Genomic DNA, 21,281 nt, shown 5'->3' with positions numbered 1-21,281 from the left:
CCGACGGGCCGGCGGGCCGCTGACCGGGGCGGTCTGTCCATCCGGCCGGGCGCCCGTCACGGATCGCGTGTTCAGGCGGCCTGAGGGCCCCTGAACACGCGCCGGTAGGCGTTCGGGGTGGTGCCCAGCACCCGCACGAACTGGTGCCGCAGCGCCGCCGCCGTCCCGAACCCGGTCCGGTCCGCGATCGCGTCCATCGTCTCGTCCGTCGCCTCGAGCAGGTGCTGCGCCAGCAGCACCCGCTGACGCAGGATCCAGCGGTAGGGAGTCGTGCCCGTCTCCTGCTGGAAGCGGCGGGCGAAGGTGCGCGGCGACATATGGGCGCGGGCGGCCAGCTGTTCGACGGTGACCTCCTGGTCGAGGTGCCGCTCCATCCACACCAGCACCTCGCCGACGGTGTCGCACGGCGACTTGGGCAGCGGACGCTCGATGTACTGCGCCTGGCCGCCGTCCCGGTGCGGCGGCACCACCATCCGCCGGGCGATCTTGTTGGCCACCTCCGGCCCCTGCTCCTTGCGCACGATGTGCAGACAGGCGTCGATGCCGGCGGCCGTCCCCGCGGAGGTGATCACCGGGTCCTCGTCGACGTAGAGCACGTCCGGCTCGACGGTCGTGCGCGGATACTGCCGGGCCAGCTCGGCCGCATGGTGCCAGTGCACCGCGCACCGCCGCCCCTCCAGCAGCCCGGCGGCGCCCAGCACGAAGACCCCCGAGCACACGCTCAGCACCCGCGCGCCCCGGTCCACGGCGCGCCGCAGGGAGTCCAGCAGCTCGGGCGGGTACTGCCTGCGGGCGTAGTCGCTCCCGGCGGGTACCGCGATCAGGTCCGCCTCGTCGAGCCGGTCGAGTCCGTAGGGCGTGGTGACGCCCAGGCCGCCCACATGGGTGCCCAGCGCCGGGCCCTCCGCCGAGACCACCGCGAAGTCGTACACCGGGAGCCCGTCGTCGCTGCGGTCGATGCCGAAGACCTCGCAGACGACGCCGAGCTCGAAGGGATGCACGCCGTCCAGCAGGACGGCGGCCACGTTCTGCAGCATGCCCCCAGTGTGCCTCGCCAGTGGCAGGAATTTGAAGGTGTGCGGCAGTCCTGCCACTGACGGTAAGGAGCATCCGGCGCGACAGTGGTGTGCATGAACGGAGACCGGATACAAGCCCTGATCGGAATGCTGGCGACCTTCGGAATCCTGGTCCTGATGGTCCTCCCCTCGGCGATCGGCATCGTGCACGACCGGCGCATCGACCGCCAACTGAGGGCGGCCCGGGAGGGCCGGGAGGACCACGAAGGACGGGAGGACCACGAAGGCCGGGAGGTCCAGGAGGGTCGTGGGGACGGCGAGTCCCGCACGGCCGCCGGGGAACGCGGGGAGGTTCAGAAGTCCTCGTCCAGGTCGACGGTGCCCTCCACCGCCACCTGGTACGCCGAGGGACGCCGCTCGAAGAAGTTGGTGAGCTCCTGAACCCCCTGGAGCTCCATGAAGGAGAAGGGGTTCTCTGAGCCGTACACCGGAGCGAAGCCGAGCCTCGTCAGCCGCTGGTCGGCCACACACTCGAGGTACTGCCGCATCGAGTCGGTGTTCATCCCCGGGAGGCCGTCACCGCACAGGTCGCGCGCGAACTGCAGCTCGGCCGCGACGGCCTCCCGCAGCATGTCGGTGACCTGCCGGCCGAGCTCGTCGTCGAAGAGGTCCGGCTCCTCCTTGCGGACGGTGTCCACCACGTCGAAGGCGAACGACATGTGCATCGTCTCGTCGCGGAACACCCAGTTGGTGCCGGTGGCCAGGCCGTGCAGCAGGCCCCGGCTGCGGAACCAGTAGACGTACGCGAAGGCGCCGTAGAAGAACAGGCCCTCGATGCAGGCGGCGAAGCAGATCAGGTTGAGCAGGAAGCGCCGGCGGTCGGCCTCGCTCTCCAGGCGCTCGAGCTTCTCGACCTCGTTGATCCACTTGAAGCAGAACCCGGCCTTCTCGCGGATGGAGGGGATGTTCTCGACGGCCGCGAAGGCGGCGGCACGGTCGTCCGGGTCGGGCAGGTAGGTGTCCAGCAGCGTCAGGTAGAACTGGACGTGCACGGCCTCCTCGAACAGCTGCCGGCTCAGATAGAGCCGCGCCTCCGGCGAGTTGATGTGCTTGTACAGCGTCAGCACCAGGTTGTTGGCGACGATCGAGTCACCGGTCGCGAAGAAGGCCACCAGGCGGCCGATCAGGTGCTGCTCGGCGGGCGTGAGCTTCGCGAGGTCGGCGACGTCCGAGTGGAGGTCGACCTCCTCCACGGTCCAGGTGTTCTTGATGGCGTCCCGGTAGCGCTCGTAGAAGTCGGGATAGCGCATGGGGCGGAGCGTCAGCTCGAAGCCGGGGTCCAGGAGGTTCTTGGGTCGGTCGGTGGTGCTGGTCATTACTGGCAGGCCTCGCAGGACTCGGGGTTCTCAAGGGAGCAGGCGACCGCTTCGGGGTCGGCGACCTGCTGGACGGGGACGGTGGCGCGGGCCGCGCGGGCGATGCGGGTGGCCGGGCGGGAGCGCAGGTAGTACGTGGTCTTCAGGCCCTGCTTCCAGGCGTAGGCGTACATCGAGGAGAGCTTGCCGATGGTCGGCGTCTCCATGAACAGGTTCAGCGACTGGGCCTGGTCCAGGAACGGGGTCCGGGCCGCCGCCATGTCGATCAGCCCGCGCTGCGGGATCTCCCACGCCGTGCGGTACAGGCGCCGCACCTCCTCGGGGATCCAGGCGAAGTCCTGCACCGAGCCGTTCGCCTCGCGCAGCGCCTCGCGGGTACGGGCGTCCCAGACGCCGAGCTCCTTCAGCTCGTGCACCAGGTAGGAGTTGACCTGGAGGAACTCGCCCGACAGCGTCTCGCGCTTGAACAGGTTGGAGACCTGCGGCTCGATGCACTCGTAGGCGCCCGCGATGGACGCGATGGTGGCGGTGGGCGCGATGGCCAGGAGCAGCGCGTTGCGCATGCCGACGGCGGCGATGCGCTCGCGCAGGGCGGCCCAGCGCTCCGGCCACGCGAACTCGACGCCGTAGTGGTCGGGGTGCAGCACACCCCGGGCGGCGCGGGTCTTCTCCCAGGCGGGCAGCGGGCCGTTGCGCTCGGCCAGATCGGCGGAGGCCTCGTACGCGGCGAGCATGATCCGCTCGGCGATGCGGGTGGACAGGGCCTTGGCCTCGGGAGAGTCGAAGGGCAGGCGCAGCTTGAAGAAGACGTCCTGAAGGCCCATGGCGCCGAGACCGACGGGCCGCCATCTGGCGTTGGAGCGGCCCGCCTGCTCGGTCGGGTAGAAGTTGATGTCGACCACGCGGTCCAGGAAGGTGACGGCGGTGCGGACCGTCTCGTCCAGGCGCTCCCAGTCGAGAGCGTTGGTCGCCTTGTCGACAAAGGCGCCCAGATTGACGGACCCCAGGTTGCAGACCGCCGTCTCCCCGTCGTCGGTGACCTCCAGGATCTCCGTGCAGAGGTTCGAGGAGTGGACGACATGGCCCGGGGTCGCCGTCTGGTTCGCCGTGCGGTTCGCGGCGTCCTTGAAGGTCATCCAGCCGTTGCCGGTCTGCGCCAGGGTGCGCATCATCCGGCCGTACAGGTCCCGGGCGGGCATGGTCTTCTTCGCCAGCCCCGCCGCCTCCGCCCTGCGGTACGCGGCGTCGAACTCCGCGCCCCACAGGTCCACCAGCTCCGGCACGTCGGACGGGGAGAACAGCGACCACTGCTCGTCGGCGTTCACCCGGCGCATGAACTCGTCCGGGACCCAGTGGGCGAGGTTGAGGTTGTGGGTGCGGCGGGCGTCCTCGCCGGTGTTGTCGCGCAGCTCCAGGAACTCCTCGATGTCGGAGTGCCAGGTCTCCAGGTAGACCGCCGCCGCGCCCTTGCGCCGGCCGCCCTGGTTCACGGCGGCCACCGAGGCGTCCAGGGTCTTCAGGAACGGCACGATGCCGTTGGAGTGCCCGTTGGTGCCGCGGATCAGCGAACCCCGCGAGCGGATGCGGGAGTAGGCGATGCCGATGCCGCCGGCGTGCTTGGACAGACGTGCGACCTGGTGGTAGCGCTCGTAGATGCTGTCCAGCTCGTCCTTGGGGGAGTCGAGCAGGTAGCAGGACGACATCTGGGGGTGGCGGGTGCCGGAGTTGAAGAGCGTGGGGGAGGAGGGGAGGTAGTCCAGGCGGCTCATGAGCCCGTAGAGCGCCGCGACTTCGTCCACCGACCGCGCGGTGTCGTCCTCGGCCAGACCGCTCGCGACCCGCAGCATGAAGTGCTGGGGCGTCTCGATCACCCTGCGGGTGAGCGGGTGGCGCAGCAGATAGCGGCTGTGCAGGGTGCGCAGGCCGAAGTAGCCGAAGCGGTCGTCGGCGGCCGGGTCGACCAGGGCGTCCAGGCGCTCGGCGTGCAGGCGCACGAACGCGGCGGTCCGGTCGGCGATCAGCCCCTCGCGGTGGCCGGTGGCGACGGATCCGGTGAAGGACGTGACGCCCTGCGAGGCGGCCTCGGCGCGGATGGCGAGGGTCAGCAGCCGGGCGGCCAGCCGCGAGTAGGCGGGGTCCTCGGAGATGAGCCCGGCGGCGGCCTCGGTGGCCAGTTCCCGCAGCTCCGCCTCGTCGGCGTGCGCCGAACGGCCGCGCAGCGCGGCGGCGGCCACCCGGCCCGGGTCGGCGTCGGGGAGGTCGGCGGTCAGCTCGGTCAGGGTCCGCAGCAGCGCGGCACCGGGACCTTCGGCCTCCAGGCCGGTGATGGAGCCTGTCGCTGAGGCCGGATCGGCTGGCGCGATGGTCACGTGGGGCTCTCCCTCGTACGGCAGACCCTGGGAGCAGGGGGCAGCACACGAGCGCACGTGGCGCCGCGTCCACCGGCCCATTCCGCGAGGCCCGGACGTCAGGCACCCGGACCGGACGGCCGGGCGCGCTGTCGGCAGGTCCTCGGACTGACGCTCGTACGACCGCATGCGGGCAGCCGGAAATGACGGCATGCGGGCATACGCGGACGAGTACACCGTTGCGGGACAGTTCCGGATTCGCACCGGATTCCCCTGCGGCGACAGCGAGCATGAGCATACATCTTGTGCCGGGTGAGGAGGCCACCCCCATATGTTGTGTCGTGGCGACTGCGGAGCGTGTCAGAGCGTCAACTCGTAGGTGAGCAGCGTGATGTCGTCCAGGTGCGGGAGCGGGTTCCAGTCGCGCTCAGGGGCGCGGACGAAGCCCAGGCGTTCGTAGATGCGATGGGCGGCGTGCATGGTGCGCTGGGTGGACAGCACCAGGCGGACACAGCCCTCGGTGGCCCGCGCCCGCTCCAGACAGGCCCGCACCAGGGCCTCGCCGGCGCCCCGGCCGCGCGCGGCCCCCGCGACCGCCAGCATCCGTATCTCGGCCTCGCCGGGCCGCGCGATGTCGGCCATGGGGCCGCCGGACGGCACGAAGGTGACCCCGCCGAGCACCCCGCCCTCCGCGACGGCCACCAGTACCTCCGCGGCGGCCGCCCGCTTGGCCACGTCCCTCAGTTCCCCGAGGTACGCGTCGCTCTCCCCGAAGTCGAGCAGCCCGTCCCCCAGATAGGCCTGGGCGGTGATCTCGCCGAGGGTGTCGTACTCGCCGGGCTCCGCCGGCCTGATCACGATGTCCATGTGCCCGAGTGTGCACGAGGGGTACGACAACGGGCCGCCGGATTTCTCCGGCGGCCCGCTGAGAGGCGCTGCGGCCCGGTGAGGGGCGTACGGTCAGAGGCGTGGCGTCAGTGCGCGCTGCCCGCCGTGGCCGGCGGCAGCTCCACCGCGACCCCCGGGTCGCCCGCGTCGGCCGTGTAGTCCTCCGGGCGGGTCTCGTCGACGCCCTCGGGAGCCTTGAAGGCCCTCAGGGCGAAGGTCAGGACCACCGTGACGACCACGTTCAGCACGAACGCCGTCAGGCCGATATAGCCGATCTCGCCGATGCCCGGGATCTCCTTGGCCGAGCCGCCGAAGTGCTTCTGCGTCGGTGAGGCGACCCCGTAGGCCGCGGCCGTGCCGTAGATCATGCCGACCGCCCAGCCGGTGAGCAGCGCCCAGCGGTGGAACCAGCGCGTGAACAGGCCGCCGACCAGGGCCGGGAAGGTCTGCAGGATCCAGATGCCGCCGAGCAGCTGGAAGTTGATGGCGACCGTCTTGTCCATCGTCAGGACGAAGATCAGCGCGCCCACCTTCACCAGCAGCGACACGATCTTGGAGACCTGCGCCTCCTGCTTCGGCGTGGCGTCCGGCTTGATGAAGTCCTTGTAGATGTTGCGGGTGAACAGGTTCGCGGCCGCGATCGACATGATGGCCGCGGGCACCAGCGCGCCGATGCCGATCGCCGCGAAGGCGACCCCGGCGAACCAGTCCGGGAACATGTTCTCGAACAGCTGCGGGATGGCCAGCTGGCCGTTCTGCACCTTCACGCCCGCCGCGATGGCCATGAAGCCCAGCAGCGCGAGCAGACCCAGCATCAGCGAGTACAGCGGCAGGATCGTGGTGTTGCGGCGGATCACCTCACGGCTGCGCGAGGACAGCGTCGCGGTGATCGAGTGCGGGTACATGAACAGCGCGAGCGCGGAGCCCAGGGCCAGCGTGGCGTAGGTCCACTGGCCCGCCTCGGGCGGGGCGAGGGCGCCGCGTGGCTTGCCGGTGGCCGGGTTGACCTGGGTGAACGCGTCGCCCGCCTTCGCGAAGATGTCGTCGAACCCGCCCAGCTTGATCGGGATGTAGATGATCGCGACCGCGATGACGATGTAGATGAGCGCGTCCTTCACGAACGCGATCAGCGCCGGAGCGCGCAGACCCGACGAGTAGGTGTACGCCGCCAGCACGCCGAAGGCGATCAGCAGCGGCAGGTCCTTCACGAACCAGTTGGTGTTCTCACCGCCGCCGATGCCCATCACGTCCAGCACGGCCTGGATGCCGACGAGCTGGAGGGCGATGTACGGCATCGTCGCCAGGATGCCGGTGAGCGCCACGGCCAGCGACAGGCCCTTGGAGCCGAACCGGCCGCGCACGAAGTCCGACGTCGTCACGTACCCGTGCTTGTGCGACACCGACCACAGGCGCGGCAGGAACGTGAAGATCAGCGGGTAGACGAGGATCGTGTACGGCACCGCGAAGAAGCCGGAAGCGCCCGCGGCGTAGATCGCCGCCGGCACGGCGACGAAGGTGTACGCCGTGTACAGGTCGCCGCCGAGCAGGAACCAGGTGATCCAGGTGCCGAACGACCGTCCGCCCAGGCCCCATTCGTCCAGGCTGTGTTCGTTCTCCGCCTTGCGCCACCGCGCGGCCAGGAAGCCCAAGACGGTGACGAGCAGGAAGAAGAAGATGAAGACGCCGAGTGCGACGCCGTTGACGCCGTCCTTCATTCCGCCGCACCGCCCTTCGCGGGGGTACCGGCCCTACGGCTGCGCTGGTCGTGCTGCCAGAGCCGGTAGGCGATCACCGTCAGTGCGGTGGAGATGATCACCCACAGCATCTGGTACCAGTAGAAAAACGGGATGCCGATGAACGTCGGATCGGTCTTGGCGTACGAACCGACCCACAGCATCGCCACGAACGGCGCGACGAGGCAGAGCCCGATGACGACCCGTATGGGTGTCACCGCCCCTCTGCCGACTTCTGGGGCATCTGACATGTGTGGCTCCGTCCCCTCGCTGAGCACCGTGATCGTTTGCTGATCACCCGTGTAATGCGCAGGCAATCTAGGTCACGGTGGCGGGGAACGGAACCCCTTGTCCGTATAACGGTTAGGGGTCGGTCCGCGGGCCGACCGCCAGGTCAGGCCGCCGGACTCAGTCCGCCGGCCGCTTCAGCCGTGCCACGCTGCACTGTCCCGGGGGGTAACCCCCGGACCCCCAGACGACCTCCGCGTGCGCCGGACTCAGTCCGCCGGCCGCTTCAGCCGTGCCACGAACTTGTAGCGGTCCCCGCGGTAGACCGAGCGCACCCACTCCACGGGCTGGCCCGTGCGGTCCAGGGAGTGGCGGGAGAGCAGCAGCATCGGCAGGCCCACGTCGGTGCCGAGCAGGCCCGCCTCGCGCGGGGTGGCCAGGGAGGTCTCGATGGTCTCCTCGGCCTCGGCGAGATGGACGTCGTAGACCTCGGCGAGCGCGGTGTAGAGGGAGGTGTACTTCACCAGGCTGCGGCGCAGCGCCGGGAAGCGCTTGGCCGACAGGTGCGTGGTCTCGATGGCCATGGGCTCGCCGTTGGCCATGCGCAGCCGCTCGATGCGCAGCACGCGCCCGCCGGCGGTGATGTCGAGCAGGTCCGCGAGGCGGTCGTCGGCGGTGATGTAGCCGATGTCGAGGAGCTGCGAGGTCGGCTCCAGGCCCTGGGCGCGCATGTCCTCGGTGTACGAGGTCAGTTGCAGTGCCTGGGAGACCTTGGGCTTGGCGACGAAGGTGCCCTTGCCCTGGATGCGCTCCAGCCGGCCCTCGACCACCAGCTCCTGCAGCGCCTGGCGCACGGTCGTGCGCGAGGTGTCGAACTCGGCCGCCAGTGTCCGCTCGGGTGGCACCGGCGTCCCGGGCGCCTGCGTCTGGGTCATGTCGAGCAGGTGCTTCTTCAGGCGGTAGTACTTGGGCACGCGCGCGGTACGGACGGTCGCCCCACCCTCGTTCTCCGCACTGCTGACGTCGGTGCTCATGCTCTGCCTTCCCGGCTCCAGTGCCGAAGCGACCGACATCCCATCGGCCACGGCTCACATCGTGGCACGGCTTCGTGTGTCGGGTGGCCACCCGCACGCTCCGTGATCTCCTCTGTATACCGTCGTGACCCCCGCTGGTCTAGTCCATAGTCCGTCCAGTGGGGCGGTGGTTCACGCGAACCGGCGTACGGAGAAGGGGACATGGCTCCCGGTGGTCCACCGTCGAGCGAGAGGAACCGAGGCGTCCGTTTGACCGCATGAGCAATGAAAGGTCCCTGCATATCGCGGTCCCATAACGGACCACCTGAGCGGGTCGCGCACCCTTGACAGCCCTATTGGTCTGGGCCAAGCTCCCCCTACTGGTCTACACCATTGGTCCAGGTCCCGGCCCCAAGGGCGGTGTGCGCTGACGCTCGACCGTCGCTCAACCGCGGGGAGGCAGGGGGGTTTGTGGCATCCCTGAGGAGGGTGGCGTGAAGCGCAAGCTGGTTGCCGCGATCGGTATCGCGGGCATGATGGTTTCCATCGCCGCGTGCGGGAGTGACAAGAAGGACGGGGGCTCCGACAAGGGGGCGGATGCCAAGGAGCTGACCGTCTGGCTCACCGTCGACGCTCAGAACAACTGGCCGGAGCTGGTCAAGGCGGCCGACGACGCGGTGACGAAGAAGCACCCCGGCCTGAAGATCAAGCACGAGTACTACGGCTGGCCGGACAAGAACACCAAGCTGGACGCGGTCCTCGCCACCGACAAGGCCCCCGACGTGGTCGAGATGGGCAACACAGAGATGCTCGGCTACATGGTCAAGGGGGCCTTCGCCCCGGTCGACCCGGCGAAGTTCGACAACTCCTCCGCCTGGCTCGACGGCCTCAAGGCCTCCGTGACCTACGACGGCAAGACCTACGGCGTCCCCTACTACGCGGGCGGCCGTGTCGGCAACTGGCGCAAGGACGTCTTCGCCGCGGCCGGCGTCAAGTCGACGCCGAAGACCTACCAGGAGCTCACGGCCGACCTGGACAAGGTCCAGAAGAAGCAGGGCGGCAAGTTCAACGCCTGGTACCAGCCCACCCGCGACTGGTACGCGGCCATGTCCTTCGTCTACGACGCCGGAGGCTCCATCGCCAAGCAGGACGGCGGCCAGTGGAAGGCCAACCTCTCCTCGCCCGAGTCGATCAAGGGCCTGACCGAGTTCAAGAACGTCGTCGACAAGTACATGCACGGCGACAAGACCAAGGACGAGTCCGACCGCTACATCGTCTACGGCCAGGGCAAGTCCGGCATGATCTTCGGTGCCGCCTGGGAGGGCGCGACCGCCGCCGACCCGAAGAACGACAAGACCGGCAAGCTCAAGGACAACCTCGAGAACTTCGTGATGCCCGGCCCGTCCGGCAAGAACATGCCGGTCTTCCTGGGCGGCAGTGACCTCGCCGTCCCGGTGAAGTCCAAGGCCCAGGACCTCGCCGCCGAGTGGATCAACGCCTTCACCGGCCCCTCCGGCCAGAAGGGCCTGATCGGCAAGGGCAACCTGCCGAACAACAAGACGGACCTCGCGACGCTGAAGAGCGACCCGCAGACCGCCGTCCCGGCCACCGCGGCCGAGTCCAACTGGTTCGTCCCGATGGCCCCGGGCTGGGGCCAGGTCGAGAAGGCCCAGGTGCTGCAGACCATGCTGCAGAACATCGGCACCGGCAAGAAGTCGGTCCAGGACGCCGCCAAGGAGGCGGACGCCGCGATCGACAAGGTCATCAACACCAAGTGACCGGCGCAGGGTCCCGCCACCGGCGGGGCCCTGCTTCTCGCACGGCCGCGCAGTGGGTTCGGCTCCCGCGCGGCCGTGCAGGGCTATGCCTCCGTACGACCTGAGGGACCGCTGAGGAGCGCGCGATGAGTGCCGCAGACACGACCACCCCTGCCAAGGTGCCGCCACCGCGGCAGGCGCCGCCACCGGCCGGCCCGGGCCGGCCACGCAGACAGCGGACGCCGGGCGGGGCCGCGACCCCCTGGCTGCTGCTCGCGCCCTGCCTGCTGATCCTGGTCCTCGTCATGGCCTATCCGCTGGCGCGGCTGGTCACACTGTCCCTCCAGAAGTTCGGCCAGCCGCAGCTGTGGGGCTTCCAGTCGCCCGACTGGGTCGGCTTCAGCAACTTCACGGGTGTGCTGGGCGACGGCGAGTTCTGGGCGGTCGTCCTGCGCACGATCGTCTTCGCCGTCGGCTGCGTCGTTCTGACGATGGTCGCCGGGATGGCGCTCGCGCTGCTGCTGCAGCGGGTCTCCGGATGGATGAAGACCCTGATCAACATCGTGCTGGTGGCCAGCTGGGGCATGCCCGTCATCGTGGCCACCACCGTCTTCAAGTGGCTCTTCGACTCCGACTACGGCGTCTTCAACGCGCTGCTCAGCAAGCTGCCGGGGGTCGACATGGTCGGCCACAACTGGTTCGCCAGCGGTCCCGAGGGTCTGGCCGTGATCACGCTGCTGGTGGTGTGGGGCGCGGTGCCCTTCGTGGTCATCACGCTCAGCGCTGGCCTGACCCAGGTGCCCAAGGAACTGGAGGAGGCCGCCCGGCTGGACGGCGCGGGCGGCTGGGGCGTCTTCCGCCACGTCACCCTGCCCATCCTCAAGCCGATCATCGTGATGCTCACGACCCTGTCGGTGATCTGGGACATGGGTGTCTTCCCGCAGGTGTTCGTCATGCGCAACGGCCACCCCGAGGCGGAGTTCCAGATCCTCAACACCTACTCCTACGACCGCGCCTTCGTGGTCAACGACTACGCGCAGGGCTCGGCGATCGCCCTGATCACCGTGTTGCTGCTGCTGGCCGTGGTCGCCGTCTACATGCGCCAGATGCTGCAGATCGGAGAAGTCGAATGAGCAGCATGAGCAGCACGAGCACCGCTGCCACTCCGGCCCGCCGCCGGACGTCGAAGCTCGGCTGGAACCTGCTCGGCCTCGTCGTCTTCCTCGTCGCCGGCTTCCCCCTCTACTGGATGCTCAACACGGCGTTCAAGCCGGCCAAGGACGCCATCGACCCGAACCCGAGCCTGCTGCCGACCGGTATCACACTGGGCAACTTCCGCCGCGCGCTGGACATCGCCGACTTCTGGGGCCCGGTCGGCCGCAGCCTCGTCGTGTCGCTGTCCGTGGTCGTGATCGGCATGGTCGTCGGCCTGCTGGCCGCGCTCGCCATCTCCCGCTTCGTCTTCCGCGGCCGCAAGATCGTGATCGTGGGCATCCTGGCGGTGCAGATGGTGCCGCTGGTCGCCATGATCATCCCGGTCTTCCTGCTGCTGAACGACCTGGGTCAGTACGACAGGCTCACCGGCCTGATCATCACCTACCTGACCTTCATCCTCCCCTTCACGGTGTGGACGCTGCGCGGCTTCATCGTCAACATCCCCAAGGAGCTGGAAGAGGCGGCCATGGTCGACGGCTGCTCCCGCACCGGCGCTTTCATCCGGGTGGTCTTCCCGCTGCTGGCCCCCGGCATGGTCGCCACCTCGGTCTACGGCTTCATCCAGGCCTGGAACGAGTACCTCTACGCCCTGATGCTGCTGAGCCAGGAACACCAGACCGCCACTGTCTGGCTCGGCAACTTCACCACCAAGCACGGCACCGAGTACGCCCCGATGATGGCTGGAGCCACCATGATGGCCGTGCCCATCGTCGTCCTGTTCCTCCTCGTCCAGCGCAAGATGGCCGCGGGCCTCACCGCGGGCGCCGTGAAGGGATAACGCCACCAGATGACGACAACCGCCAGCGGCACCACTGCGTCCCATGGCAAGAAGGACGACCTCACGCGTGACGCGCTGACCGTCCTCCAGCCCGGCTTCACCGGCACCACCGCCCCCGACTGGCTGCTGCGGCGCCTCGGCGAGGGCCTGGCCTCGGTCGGCCTGTTCGGCCGCAACATCGCTTCGCCCGAACAACTGGCCGCGCTGACCGCCCAGTTGCGCGCCGAGCGCGAGGACGTCCTGGTCGCCATCGACGAGGAGGGCGGCGACGTCACCCGCCTGGAGGTGCGCACGGGCTCCAGCTTCCCCGGCAACCACGCACTCGGCGCGGTGGACGACGTGGAGCTGACCCGGGCCGTGGCCCACGAACTCGGCAGGCGGCTCGCCGAGTGCGGGGTCAACCTCAACTGGGCCCCTTCGGCAGACGTCAACTCCAACCCCGACAACCCGGTCATCGGCGTCCGATCCTTCGGCGCCTCCACCGAGCTGGCCGCGAGGCACACCGCCGCCTACGTCACCGGCCTGCAGTCCGCGGGCGTCGCCGCCTGCACCAAGCATTTCCCCGGCCACGGAGACACCGCGGTCGACTCCCACCACGCGCTGCCCCGCATCGACGTGGACACCGACGTTCTCCAGGCGCGCGAACTGGCCCCGTTCCGCGCGGCGATCGCCGCGGGCACCAAGGCGGTGATGAGCGCCCACATCCTGGTCCCCGCACTGGACCCGGACCGCCCGGGAACCCTGTCCCACCGGGTGCTCACGGAGCTGCTGCGCGGCGAGATGGGCTACGACGGCCTGATCGTCACCGACGGCATGGAGATGCGGGCCATCGCGGACACCTACGGCATCGAGCGGGGCAGCGTCCTCGCCATCGCCGCCGGCGCCGACGCGATCTGCGTGGGCGGCGGCCTCGCGGACGAGGGGATCGTACGCAGCCTGCGCGACGCCCTGGTCACGGCGGTCCGCTCCGGCGAACTCCCCGAGGAGCGGCTCGCGGACGCGGCCGAACGCGTGCGCTCCCTGGCCCGCTGGACCACGACCGCCGCGACGGAAGCGCGGGCCGCCGCCGACCCCGAGGTCGGGCAGCGGGCCGCCCGCCGCGCGCTGCGGGTCACCGTCACCGAGTCCTTCACCCCCCTCACCGAGCCGCCCTACGTCGCCGCGCTCACCCCCGTCGCCAACATCGCCGTCGGCGACGAGACCCCGTGGGGCGTGGCCGCGGAGCTCTCCCGCCTCCTGCCCGGCACGGAGACCGGCAGCTTCACCGGTGACGACGCGGGCCGTGCGGTCCTGGAGGCGGCGGGCGCCCGGCGCGTGGTGGCCGTCGTCCGCGACGAGCACCGCCACCCCTGGATGGCGACCGCGCTCGACGTGCTCCTCAAGGCCCGCCCCGACACGATCGTCGTCGAGATGGGCGTCCCCCAGGCAACCCCCCGAGGAGCCCTCCACCTCGCCACCCACGGCGCCGCCCGCGTCTGCGGCCGAGCCGCGGCCGAGGTGATCGCAGGCGCATGACCGGACACCGCCGCGACCCGTGACAGCGTTGTCGCGGCGGTTCCGCCGGCCGGCTCCACGGCTGCTGCGGCGTGACACAGGCCCGGTCGCGCCGCAGCGCGAGACCGGCCCGGTGCTGCCCCGGCGCGGCGTCGGGCCTGGCCGCTGCCGGGGCACTCCTCGGCCGGCCTCCATGGCGAAGGCGCCGGTCACCCCCTCCGGGGTGGCCGGCGCCTTCGCGCTTCGTGTGGTGCACGAGGGCGCTAGATGCCCTGCCACTCCGGCTTGTTGGCGTAGGTGTGACGGAAGTAGTCGGCGAGCTTCAGCTTGGCGGCGGCGGGCTCGTCGACGACGACCGTGGCGTGCGGGTGCAGCTGGAGGGCGGAGGCGGGGCAGACGGCGGCGACCGGCCCCTCGACGGTCGCGGCCACCGCGTCGGCCTTGCCCTCGCCGGTGGCCAGCAGCACCAGGTGCCGGGCCTCCAGAATGGTTCCGATGCCCTGGGTGATGACATGGTGCGGCACCTGCTCGACGTCGCCGTCGAAGAAGCGCGCGTTGTCCACGCGGGTCTGCTCGGTCAGTGTCTTGATCCGCGTCCGCGAGGCGAGCGAGGAGCACGGCTCGTTGAAACCGATGTGCCCGTCGGTCCCGATGCCCAGCAGCTGCAGGTCCACACCGCCGGCCTCGGCCAGCACCCTGTCGTACGCCTCGCACGCCGCCTGCACGTCTTCGGCGGTGCCGTCGGGGCCGAGGAACGCGTCCATCCCGATGCCTAGCGGCTCCAGCACCTCACGGCGCAGGACGGAGCGGTAGGACTCGGGGTGGTCGGCCGGCAGCCCCACGTACTCGTCGAGCTGGGCGATCCGCGCCCGCGACGTGTCCACGGCACCGGAGCGCACCTTGGCCGCCAGCGCCTCGTAGACGGGCAAGGGAGTGGAACCCGTGGCCACGCCGAGCAGGGCGCCGGGCTTGCGCCGCAGCAGCTGCGCCATGGCCTCGGCGATGAGCTCGCCGCCCGCTCTGGCGTCCGGAACGATGACAACTTCCACGGTGGGCCTGCCGATCTGAGGAGAGCCGAGAAGAGGACTGGGCCCGGTAACGAGGGCCACGTGGTTTAGACCAATCTAGCAGAATGGCCCCTCGTGACGCTCTCGGCGCGGCCATGCTCCCGGGGCGTGGCCGCCGCTCCCGCAAGCCGGTTTCTCCCGTGGGCGGTCGCCACCCTGCCGAAGACGGTCCGTACCTAGGTCAGTGAACCTCCCGTCGCGTCCACCCAGCTGCCCGTCACCCACCGTCCGGCGTCCGAGGCGAGGAAGGCCACCACGTCCGCCACATCCGCCGGCGAGCCCACCTTGCCGAGGGCCGATATCGCCGCCGCCCTGGCCCAGCCGTCGGGTGTCCCGTGCAGCAGTTCGGCCGTGTTGTCCGTGTCGATGATGCCCGGCGCCACCGAGTTGACCGTGATCCCGCGGGGCCCCAGGACCTTCGACAGGTCCCGGGTGAAGACGTCCAGTGCGCCCTTGGTCATGGCGTAGGCCACCTTGTCCGGCATCACGGCGGTACGGGCGAGGCCGGAGGAGATGTTGATGACCCGGCCGCCGTCGCGCAGCCGCCCCAGGCCGTGCCGGACGATGAAGAACGGCGCCTTCACGTTGACCGCGAAGACCCGGTCGTACTCCTGCTCGTCGATCGCCTCGATCGGTGAGGCCGTGCCGATCCCGGCGTTGTTCACCAGGATGTCCAGGCCGTCCGCGTGCCGGTCGAACACCTCCCACAGGGCCTCGGCGTCGTCGGGCCGCCCCAGCTCGACGCCGATCGCGAACGCCGAACCTCCCGCCGCCTCGATCGCGGCGACCGTCTCCTTCGCCGCCGTCTCATTGCCGCCGTAGTGCACGGCGACCCGTGCTCCGTCCCGGGCCAGTCGCTCGGCGATGCCTCGCCCGATGCCTCGGCCGCCGCCCGTGACCAGTGCCGTCCTGCCCGCGAGCGCGCCCGTGCCCCCGCCCGCTTCCTCGCTCGTGTCCGTGGGGCTGCCGGTGCGCAGGTCCGTACGCATGTCAACGCCTCGCATTTCTCTAGCGATCGCTACAAAAAGACCGTACAACAGGGCGCTGACATTTCTCTAGCGGCCGCTATAAAATCACCCCATGGTGGCGAAGCAGGAGCCGAAAGAGCAGGTCGCGACGGGCGGGACAGGCGGCGCCGGGGCGCGGCGGCGTGGCCGCCCCCGCTCCTTCGACCGGGCGACCGCGCTGGAGAAGGCGCTCCTCGCCTTCTGGGAGCACGGGTACGAGGTCACCTCCGTCTCCGACCTCACCCGCGTCATGGGCATCGGCGCCCCCAGCCTCTACGCGGCCTTCGGCGACAAGCAGGCCCTCTTCGCCGAGGTCGTGCGCGAGTACGGCGAGCGCTACGGCGCCTTCGGCGACCGCGCCCTGGCCGAGGAGCCCACCGCACGGGCCGCCGTGGAGCGGACGCTGCGGGAAGCCGCCGTCGAGTACACCGCCCCGGGCCACCCGCACGGCTGCCTGGTCATCCACGCCGCGACCAACTGCACGACGCCGGAGGTCGAGGAGTTGCTGCGCGAGCGGCGCAACGCCAACATCGCCGCCCTCGAGAGCCGTATAAGAGCCGATGTCGCCGCGGGGGAGCTGCCCCCGGACACCGAGGCCGGCGCGCTCGCCCGGTATGTCGGGGCGCTGATCCAGGGCATGTCCCAGCAGGCGCGCGACGGCGCGAGCAGGGAGGAACTGGAGGCACTCGCGGAAATCGCCATGGCCATCTGGCCCCGCGGCTGAGCCGGGCGGGCTAGGCTGCATCCCGGTGGGTGGTCGGAGATCCCGTCACCCGGCCGGCCGGGCCCGCCCCGGTACGGCCGCTCGATGAAGAAACAACAACGAACTCCTCCCCGTACATGGACAGGCGCAACTGGTCTAGTCCACAATCGAGGGGAAGCCGAACAGTGGAACGCGCGGCACCGTCCGCGCGCATGATGTGCACGCAAGAACCTCCGTCTTCCCCGCACAGGAGGACGGACCGAGGAACCGGTGCTCTCTGCCCTGACTGCCCCGGCTCCTCATCCTTCGGCCGACCGGGACCGCACACCCCACGGCCGATGTTGCTCCGGGCTGCGGTGCCGGGAGGGTTGAGGGTCCCTCTCAGCGCCGCGGCCCGCGGGTGTCTTCGGGGCCCGTGCGCCCGGGACGTCGTACGGCGCCGGACATTTCAGGACCGTACAAACGTCCGGGTACGCTCGCAGACGTGCCCTCCATGAACGAACTCGTACGCCAGCACACCGCCCTCGACGACTCCGATCTCGAGTGGCTCCACCTGCTGGTCTCGGAGTGGCAGCTGCTCTCCGACCTCTCCTTCGCCGACCTGGTCCTGTGGGTCCCCACCCTGGACGGCACCCGCTACGTCTCCGTCGCCCAGATGCGGCCCAACACCGGCCCGACCTCCTACCAGGACGACATGGTCGGCCACCTCGTCCCGCGCGGCCGCCGCCCGATGCTGGACGCGGCGCTCGACGAGGGCCGGATCGTGCGCGAGGGCGACCCGGAGTGGCGCGAGGAGGTCCCGGTCCGCGTCGAGTCCATCCCGGTCCGTCGCGAGGGGCGCGTCCTCGGCGTCATCGCACGCAACACCAACCTGCTCACCGTGCGCACCCCGAGCCGGCTGGAGCTGACGTATCTGCAGAGCGCCTCCGACCTGGCGCAGATGATCGCGGCCGGCTCCTTCCCGTTCCCGGACCAGCAGGTCGACATGGACGCCTCGCCGCGGGTCGGCGACGGGCTGATCCGGCTGGACGCCGACGGAATCGTCCAGTACGCATCGCCGAACGCGCTGTCCGCCTACCACCGCCTCGGCCTCGCCGCCGACCTCGTCGGCCAGCACCTCGGCGAGACCACGGCCGAACTCGCCCCGTCCCGGGCTCCGGTGGACGAGGCGCTGGTGAAGCTGGCCAGCGGCTGGGCGCCCCGCGAGTTCGAGATCGAGGCCCATGACGGGGTGATCCAGTTCCGGGCGATCCCGCTCAAGCCCAAGGGCACTCGCATCGGTTCGCTGGTCCTGCTTCGGGACGTCACCGAACTGCGCCGCCGCGAACGCGAGTTGATCACCAAGGATGCGACCATCCGGGAGATCCACCACCGGGTCAAGAACAACCTCCAGACCGTCGCGGCCCTGCTCCGGCTCCAGGCCCGGCGCATCGAGTCCGAGCGCGGCCGGGAAGCCCTGGAGGAGGCGGTGCGCCGGGTCGGGTCGATCGCGATCGTGCACGAGACGCTGTCCCAGAACCTGGACGAGCGGGTGGAGTTCGACGAGATCGCCGACCGGGTGCTGGCGATGGTGGCGGAGATCTCGCCGGGCCGGGTCACCGGCCGGCGCAGCGGCAAGTTCGGCATCCTGGACGCCGAGGTCGCCACCCCGCTGTCGATGGTGCTGACCGAGATCCTGCAGAACGCCCTGGAGCACGGCTTCCGCGAGGGGGACACCGGCTCGGTCGAGGTCTCCGCGGTGCGCGGCGGCACCACCCGCGAGGCCCGGCTGCTGGTCACCGTCCAGGACGACGGGGTGGGCCTGCCCGCGGACTTCGACCCGCACCGCTCCGGGAACCTCGGATTGCAGATCGTGCGCACCCTGGTCGAAGGCGAGTTGGGCGGCACCTTCGACATGGTCCCCGCTCCGGAGCGGGGCACGCGGGTGATCCTCGACATCCCGGTCCGAACGCAGAAGTAGCGCGCCCGGCGCGGCAGGCAGTCCGGCGGGCGCGCAGGTAGCGCGTCCGGCGCACTGGTAGTCGGTGGGGCGCGCAAGCAGCTCTTGTCCTGCGCTGCCGTGCACAGCAAAGAGCCCCGGACCGTGGACGGTCCGGGGCTAGTCGCTCGTGCTGCCCGTCTCGATCATCTCGAGGGGGTACCCCCTTGCTCGGAGAGCCTGGGGGAGCATCGGGGGTACTGCGCGCTGCGGCTCGGGGGCGGGAGATGCGTACTCGCTGTACGCGCCGCCAAGCTCAGGCTGTCAGCGGGGTGGCTGTGGTCAGGCGGAGGCCTGACGGGCCCGGTTGCGGGCGGCGCGGCGCTTCATCGCGCGGCGCTCGTCCTCGCTGAGACCACCCCAGACGCCGGAGTCCTGGCCGGACTCGAGCGCCCACTGCAGACACTGCTCGATCACCGGGCAGCGACGGCAGACGGCCTTGGCTTCCTCGATCTGCAGCAGCGCAGGACCGGTGTTGCCGATGGGGAAGAAGAGCTCGGGGTCTTCCTCGCGGCAAACGGCGTTGTGACGCCAGTCCATGGCTGCTACCTCTCCTTGATATTACGTGCTAGGTGCTTGTGAATGTGAACGCTTTCACGAATCCCTCAACAAGTGAAGGGCCGACCGCCAGGTTGCCCTGACGTGGTCCTGTGGTTTGAAGAGGGGTTCCGGTGATCTCTGGGGCCCGCTGTGGCGGGCCGTCCCGATCGCCACGTAGAGACTCGCAAACCTCGGCGGCGGATACAACCCCTTCCGGAAAGTTTTTTTTGATTCCTCGGTGTCGACTAGGTCACAGCCGTACTTCCATGGGGTGGATCCTGGCCTAAACGTTCGAGTGAAAGGATTTTGGCCGGTTCCACTCACACAATCACACGCAGTGCACGGCGTACGCCTGTGAACGTCACGCTTGTGCGCAGTCCCAGGTGGTCACCGTCCATCTGCAGGGGGAGCGGCACCTTCGAATGCAAGGTGAACCGGCTCAGATCGTGCAGCGAGAGCGCGTGCCGGCCCTTGGGTCCGCGCTCGGGGGACGAAGTGAGCAACTGGGTGCCATACCGGGCAACCGCGGCCGTGGAGAGGCGGCTGAGACCGAGCACATCGAGTCCTGTGTCGAACGACGCCTCAGGGGATGTGTACATCGGGCGATTGCCCAGATACGTCCACGGCGAGGTGTTCGACACTATGGCCACCACCAGATCGCCGACCGGGTCCTCGCCGGGCCGTTCGAGCGTGACGGAACCGTGCCGGCGGTTGGGCTCGCCGAGGAACTGGCGGACCACCTGCCGTACGTACAGCGCGTGCGTCGACTTCTTGCCGCGCTCCCGCTGCTGTTCGACGCGCCCGACCACGCCCGCGTCGAAGCCGAGGCCCGCGTTGAAGGTGAACCAGCGCTCGGGGACCGCCGCGTCGTCGGTGCCGGGAGTCCCGGACGCCAGGCCCAGGCCGACGGTGCGCTCGCTGCCGTCGCGCAGGGCGTCCAGGATCGCTCCGGTGGCCTCCACGGCGTCGTTGGGCAGGCCCAGGGCGCGGGCGAAGACGTTGGTGGAGCCGCCGGGCACCACGGCGAGAAGCGGCAGGTGCTCGGGATCGGGGCCCTTGTGCAGCAGGCCGTTGACGACCTCGTTGACCGTGCCGTCGCCGCCGAGGGCCACGACCAGGTCGACGTCCGTACTGTCCGCGGCCTGCCGGCCCAGGTCGCGCGCGTGGCCGCGGTACTCGGTGGTGACCGCGTCCAGCTTCATCTCGCTGGCCAGCGCGTGGATCAGGACATCGCGCGTACGTGCGCTTGTGGTGGTTGCCGCCGGGTTGACCACGAGAAGTGCACGCATGGGGTGCAGCGTACCTACTGGGTGGTACTCGGCCCAGGCCGAGGTAGGGATCGGGTAAGAGCTCCGGGCGTGAGGCTGGACACGGCGGCCCGTGCCGCGAGGGCTACGCTTCATGGCGTGAGCAGTCAGCAGAACCCCGCCCCCGAGTCCACGGACACCGCCGGACCCCGTCCGCGGCGGCTGGCCTACGCGGCCGCGCTGTGCGCGCTGGAGGGGCTCGCGCTGCTCGTCGGCGGCGTCTGGATGCTCGTCCTCGGTGTCACGGGTGACGACCGGCAGCAGGCCGTCACCGCCGGGGTCACCGTGCTGGTGCTCGCGCTGCTGCCGCTGCTGGCCGCCCGTGGGCTGCTGCTGCGGCGCAGCTGGAGCCGGGGCCCCGCGGTGATCACCCAGATCATGGCGCTGCCCGTCGCCTACAACCTGCTCCGGGCCGACAGCGTGGCCGTCCCGGCCGGCGCCGCGCTCGCCGTCGTGGCGGTCCTCGCCCTGGTCCTCCTCATCCACCCGGCCACCACCCGGGCCCTCGGCATCAAGGGCCCGGGCCGCAGCACCCGCGAGACCGGTCAGCATTGACGTCCTCTCCTGCCCGAGGGCAGGAGATTCCGGTCCGCACCGCTACGCGGTGCCACCCTCGACGTCCACCCTCAAGGGTGGATCATGGGCGGGAGTTCCGGTGGCAAAGGGGGCCGACCCGCGCCGGAGGGGGATGGGCGGCCGCACGGCGACGATGCCCCGGCCGGCCGGGCCGGGAAAGGGAGCGAGCGGTCGCAGTGCGTACGACGCCCGTGCCGCACCCGTGCCGCACCCGTGCCGAGAAGCGGCGCGCCATTGAGGGGCAGCCGCAGTGGGGA

At 70.2% G+C, this 21,281-nt stretch carries 19 protein-coding genes and 1 riboswitch; of the genes, 8 read left to right on the top strand and 11 right to left on the bottom strand.

Annotation, left to right across the window (positions count from 1 at the left end; genetic code table 11):
• Positions 1 to 71: 71 nt before the first annotated feature.
• Positions 72 to 1,037 carry a GlxA family transcriptional regulator gene (locus tag R2S09_RS21530; protein ID WP_306190545.1) on the bottom strand — a complete coding sequence of 322 codons (966 nt, stop codon included), beginning with the start codon at positions 1,035 to 1,037 and terminating at the stop codon, positions 72 to 74.
• A gap of 93 nt (positions 1,038 to 1,130) precedes the next feature.
• Here R2S09_RS21530 and R2S09_RS21525 point away from each other — a divergent pair, with 93 nt between their 5' ends.
• On the top strand, positions 1,131 to 1,457 hold the full coding sequence (locus R2S09_RS21525) for a hypothetical protein (protein WP_306190546.1): 327 nt from the start codon (positions 1,131 to 1,133) through the stop codon (positions 1,455 to 1,457).
• On the opposite strand, the gene R2S09_RS21520 is transcribed toward R2S09_RS21525, so the two are convergent.
• From R2S09_RS21520 to R2S09_RS21495, 6 genes are all read right to left on the bottom strand, one after another.
• A complete protein-coding gene (locus tag R2S09_RS21520) occupies positions 1,370 to 2,392 on the bottom strand; it encodes a ribonucleotide-diphosphate reductase subunit beta (RefSeq protein ID WP_316742668.1) in 1,023 nt (340 codons plus the stop codon). The genes R2S09_RS21525 and R2S09_RS21520 overlap by 88 nt on opposite strands.
• The gene (locus tag R2S09_RS21515; RefSeq protein WP_316742666.1) at positions 2,392 to 4,761 is read right to left on the bottom strand and encodes a ribonucleoside-diphosphate reductase subunit alpha; all 2,370 of its coding nucleotides are present in this window, start codon (positions 4,759 to 4,761) and stop codon (positions 2,392 to 2,394) included. The genes R2S09_RS21520 and R2S09_RS21515 overlap by 1 nt, the downstream gene beginning before the upstream one ends.
• A gap of 137 nt (positions 4,762 to 4,898) precedes the next feature.
• Positions 4,899 to 5,013, bottom strand: a riboswitch (cobalamin riboswitch).
• Positions 5,014 to 5,100: 87 nt separating this feature from the next.
• Positions 5,101 to 5,607 carry a GNAT family N-acetyltransferase gene (locus R2S09_RS21510; protein WP_306190549.1) on the bottom strand — a complete coding sequence of 169 codons (507 nt, stop codon included), beginning with the start codon at positions 5,605 to 5,607 and terminating at the stop codon, positions 5,101 to 5,103.
• A 107-nt stretch (positions 5,608 to 5,714) separates the two neighbouring features.
• Positions 5,715 to 7,343 (bottom strand): monocarboxylate uptake permease MctP, encoded by a 1,629-nt coding sequence (gene mctP / locus R2S09_RS21505; protein WP_316742665.1) that lies wholly within the window; start codon positions 7,341 to 7,343, stop codon positions 5,715 to 5,717.
• Complete coding sequence (locus tag R2S09_RS21500; RefSeq protein ID WP_306190551.1) at positions 7,340 to 7,612, bottom strand: DUF3311 domain-containing protein; 273 nt, start codon at positions 7,610 to 7,612, stop codon at positions 7,340 to 7,342. Before R2S09_RS21500 ends, mctP begins: the two co-directional genes overlap by 4 nt.
• A gap of 246 nt (positions 7,613 to 7,858) precedes the next feature.
• Positions 7,859 to 8,623 (bottom strand): GntR family transcriptional regulator, encoded by a 765-nt coding sequence (locus R2S09_RS21495; protein WP_030179111.1) that lies wholly within the window; start codon positions 8,621 to 8,623, stop codon positions 7,859 to 7,861.
• A 473-nt stretch (positions 8,624 to 9,096) separates the two neighbouring features.
• Between R2S09_RS21495 and R2S09_RS21490 the strand changes: the two genes are divergently transcribed.
• The 4 genes from R2S09_RS21490 to R2S09_RS21475 all read left to right on the top strand — a co-directional run bounded on the left by R2S09_RS21490 (position 9,097) and on the right by R2S09_RS21475 (position 13,867).
• Positions 9,097 to 10,380, top strand: a complete 1,284-nt coding sequence (locus tag R2S09_RS21490) for an extracellular solute-binding protein (RefSeq protein ID WP_316742663.1) — start codon at positions 9,097 to 9,099, stop codon at positions 10,378 to 10,380.
• A gap of 125 nt (positions 10,381 to 10,505) precedes the next feature.
• Positions 10,506 to 11,492, top strand: coding sequence for a carbohydrate ABC transporter permease (locus R2S09_RS21485; RefSeq protein WP_306192789.1), 987 nt, complete (start codon positions 10,506 to 10,508; stop codon positions 11,490 to 11,492).
• A gap of 5 nt (positions 11,493 to 11,497) precedes the next feature.
• Positions 11,498 to 12,352, top strand: a complete 855-nt coding sequence (locus tag R2S09_RS21480; RefSeq protein WP_306192788.1) for a carbohydrate ABC transporter permease — start codon at positions 11,498 to 11,500, stop codon at positions 12,350 to 12,352.
• Positions 12,353 to 12,361: 9 nt separating this feature from the next.
• On the top strand, positions 12,362 to 13,867 hold the full coding sequence (locus R2S09_RS21475) for a glycoside hydrolase family 3 protein (RefSeq protein WP_316742660.1): 1,506 nt from the start codon (positions 12,362 to 12,364) through the stop codon (positions 13,865 to 13,867).
• 242 nt (positions 13,868 to 14,109) lie between these two features.
• Here the strand turns inward: R2S09_RS21475 and nagB are convergent, their stop codons facing one another.
• Both nagB and R2S09_RS21465 read right to left on the bottom strand, forming a co-directional pair.
• Positions 14,110 to 14,895: a glucosamine-6-phosphate deaminase gene (gene nagB, locus R2S09_RS21470; protein WP_316742659.1), complete on the bottom strand. Its 786-nt coding sequence runs from the start codon at positions 14,893 to 14,895 to the stop codon at positions 14,110 to 14,112.
• A gap of 194 nt (positions 14,896 to 15,089) precedes the next feature.
• A complete protein-coding gene (locus R2S09_RS21465) occupies positions 15,090 to 15,902 on the bottom strand; it encodes an SDR family oxidoreductase (protein WP_306192785.1) in 813 nt (270 codons plus the stop codon).
• Between the two features lie 91 nt (positions 15,903 to 15,993).
• On the opposite strand from R2S09_RS21465, the gene R2S09_RS21460 reads away from it, so the two are divergent.
• Entirely contained in the window at positions 15,994 to 16,644 is a 651-nt protein-coding gene (locus tag R2S09_RS21460; protein WP_306192784.1) for a TetR/AcrR family transcriptional regulator, read from the top strand.
• Between the two features lie 463 nt (positions 16,645 to 17,107).
• Entirely contained in the window at positions 17,108 to 18,583 is a 1,476-nt protein-coding gene (locus tag R2S09_RS21455; protein ID WP_316742657.1) for a PAS domain-containing sensor histidine kinase, read from the top strand.
• Between the two features lie 300 nt (positions 18,584 to 18,883).
• On the opposite strand, the gene R2S09_RS21450 is transcribed toward R2S09_RS21455, so the two are convergent.
• Both R2S09_RS21450 and R2S09_RS21445 read right to left on the bottom strand, forming a co-directional pair.
• Positions 18,884 to 19,141, bottom strand: coding sequence for a WhiB family transcriptional regulator (locus tag R2S09_RS21450; protein WP_003992873.1), 258 nt, complete (start codon positions 19,139 to 19,141; stop codon positions 18,884 to 18,886).
• Between the two features lie 320 nt (positions 19,142 to 19,461).
• The gene (locus R2S09_RS21445) at positions 19,462 to 20,430 is read right to left on the bottom strand and encodes a diacylglycerol kinase family protein (RefSeq protein WP_306192782.1); all 969 of its coding nucleotides are present in this window, start codon (positions 20,428 to 20,430) and stop codon (positions 19,462 to 19,464) included.
• Positions 20,431 to 20,547: 117 nt separating this feature from the next.
• Here R2S09_RS21445 and R2S09_RS21440 point away from each other — a divergent pair, with 117 nt between their 5' ends.
• Positions 20,548 to 21,003 carry a hypothetical protein gene (locus R2S09_RS21440; RefSeq protein WP_306192781.1) on the top strand — a complete coding sequence of 152 codons (456 nt, stop codon included), beginning with the start codon at positions 20,548 to 20,550 and terminating at the stop codon, positions 21,001 to 21,003.
• Positions 21,004 to 21,281 lie beyond the last annotated feature (278 nt).

It is taken from the genome of Streptomyces sp. MK7 (genome assembly GCF_032658145.1).
Classification (GTDB): domain Bacteria; phylum Actinomycetota; class Actinomycetes; order Streptomycetales; family Streptomycetaceae; genus Streptomyces; species Streptomyces spiralis.
This window is presented reverse-complemented; position numbering and strand designations above follow the sequence as displayed.

What these genes read in the sequence shown, in the direction of transcription:
- R2S09_RS21530 (WP_306190545.1), bottom strand. Translation starts at nt 1,037, where the DNA reads ATGCTGCAGAACGTGGCCGCCGTCCTGCTGGACGGCGTGCATCCCTTC.
- R2S09_RS21525 (WP_306190546.1), top strand. Translation starts at nt 1,131, where the DNA reads ATGAACGGAGACCGGATACAAGCCCTGATCGGAATGCTGGCGACCTTC.
- R2S09_RS21520 (WP_316742668.1), bottom strand. Translation starts at nt 2,392, where the DNA reads ATGACCAGCACCACCGACCGACCCAAGAACCTCCTGGACCCCGGCTTC.
- R2S09_RS21510 (WP_306190549.1), bottom strand. Translation starts at nt 5,607, where the DNA reads ATGGACATCGTGATCAGGCCGGCGGAGCCCGGCGAGTACGACACCCTC.
- mctP (WP_316742665.1), bottom strand. Translation starts at nt 7,343, where the DNA reads ATGAAGGACGGCGTCAACGGCGTCGCACTCGGCGTCTTCATCTTCTTC.
- R2S09_RS21500 (WP_306190551.1), bottom strand. Translation starts at nt 7,612, where the DNA reads ATGTCAGATGCCCCAGAAGTCGGCAGAGGGGCGGTGACACCCATACGG.
- R2S09_RS21495 (WP_030179111.1), bottom strand. Translation starts at nt 8,623, where the DNA reads ATGAGCACCGACGTCAGCAGTGCGGAGAACGAGGGTGGGGCGACCGTC.
- R2S09_RS21485 (WP_306192789.1), top strand. Translation starts at nt 10,506, where the DNA reads ATGAGTGCCGCAGACACGACCACCCCTGCCAAGGTGCCGCCACCGCGG.
- R2S09_RS21480 (WP_306192788.1), top strand. Translation starts at nt 11,498, where the DNA reads ATGAGCAGCACGAGCACCGCTGCCACTCCGGCCCGCCGCCGGACGTCG.
- R2S09_RS21475 (WP_316742660.1), top strand. Translation starts at nt 12,362, where the DNA reads ATGACGACAACCGCCAGCGGCACCACTGCGTCCCATGGCAAGAAGGAC.
- R2S09_RS21465 (WP_306192785.1), bottom strand. Translation starts at nt 15,902, where the DNA reads ATGCGTACGGACCTGCGCACCGGCAGCCCCACGGACACGAGCGAGGAA.
- R2S09_RS21460 (WP_306192784.1), top strand. Translation starts at nt 15,994, where the DNA reads ATGGTGGCGAAGCAGGAGCCGAAAGAGCAGGTCGCGACGGGCGGGACA.
- R2S09_RS21450 (WP_003992873.1), bottom strand. Translation starts at nt 19,141, where the DNA reads ATGGACTGGCGTCACAACGCCGTTTGCCGCGAGGAAGACCCCGAGCTC.
- R2S09_RS21445 (WP_306192782.1), bottom strand. Translation starts at nt 20,430, where the DNA reads ATGCGTGCACTTCTCGTGGTCAACCCGGCGGCAACCACCACAAGCGCA.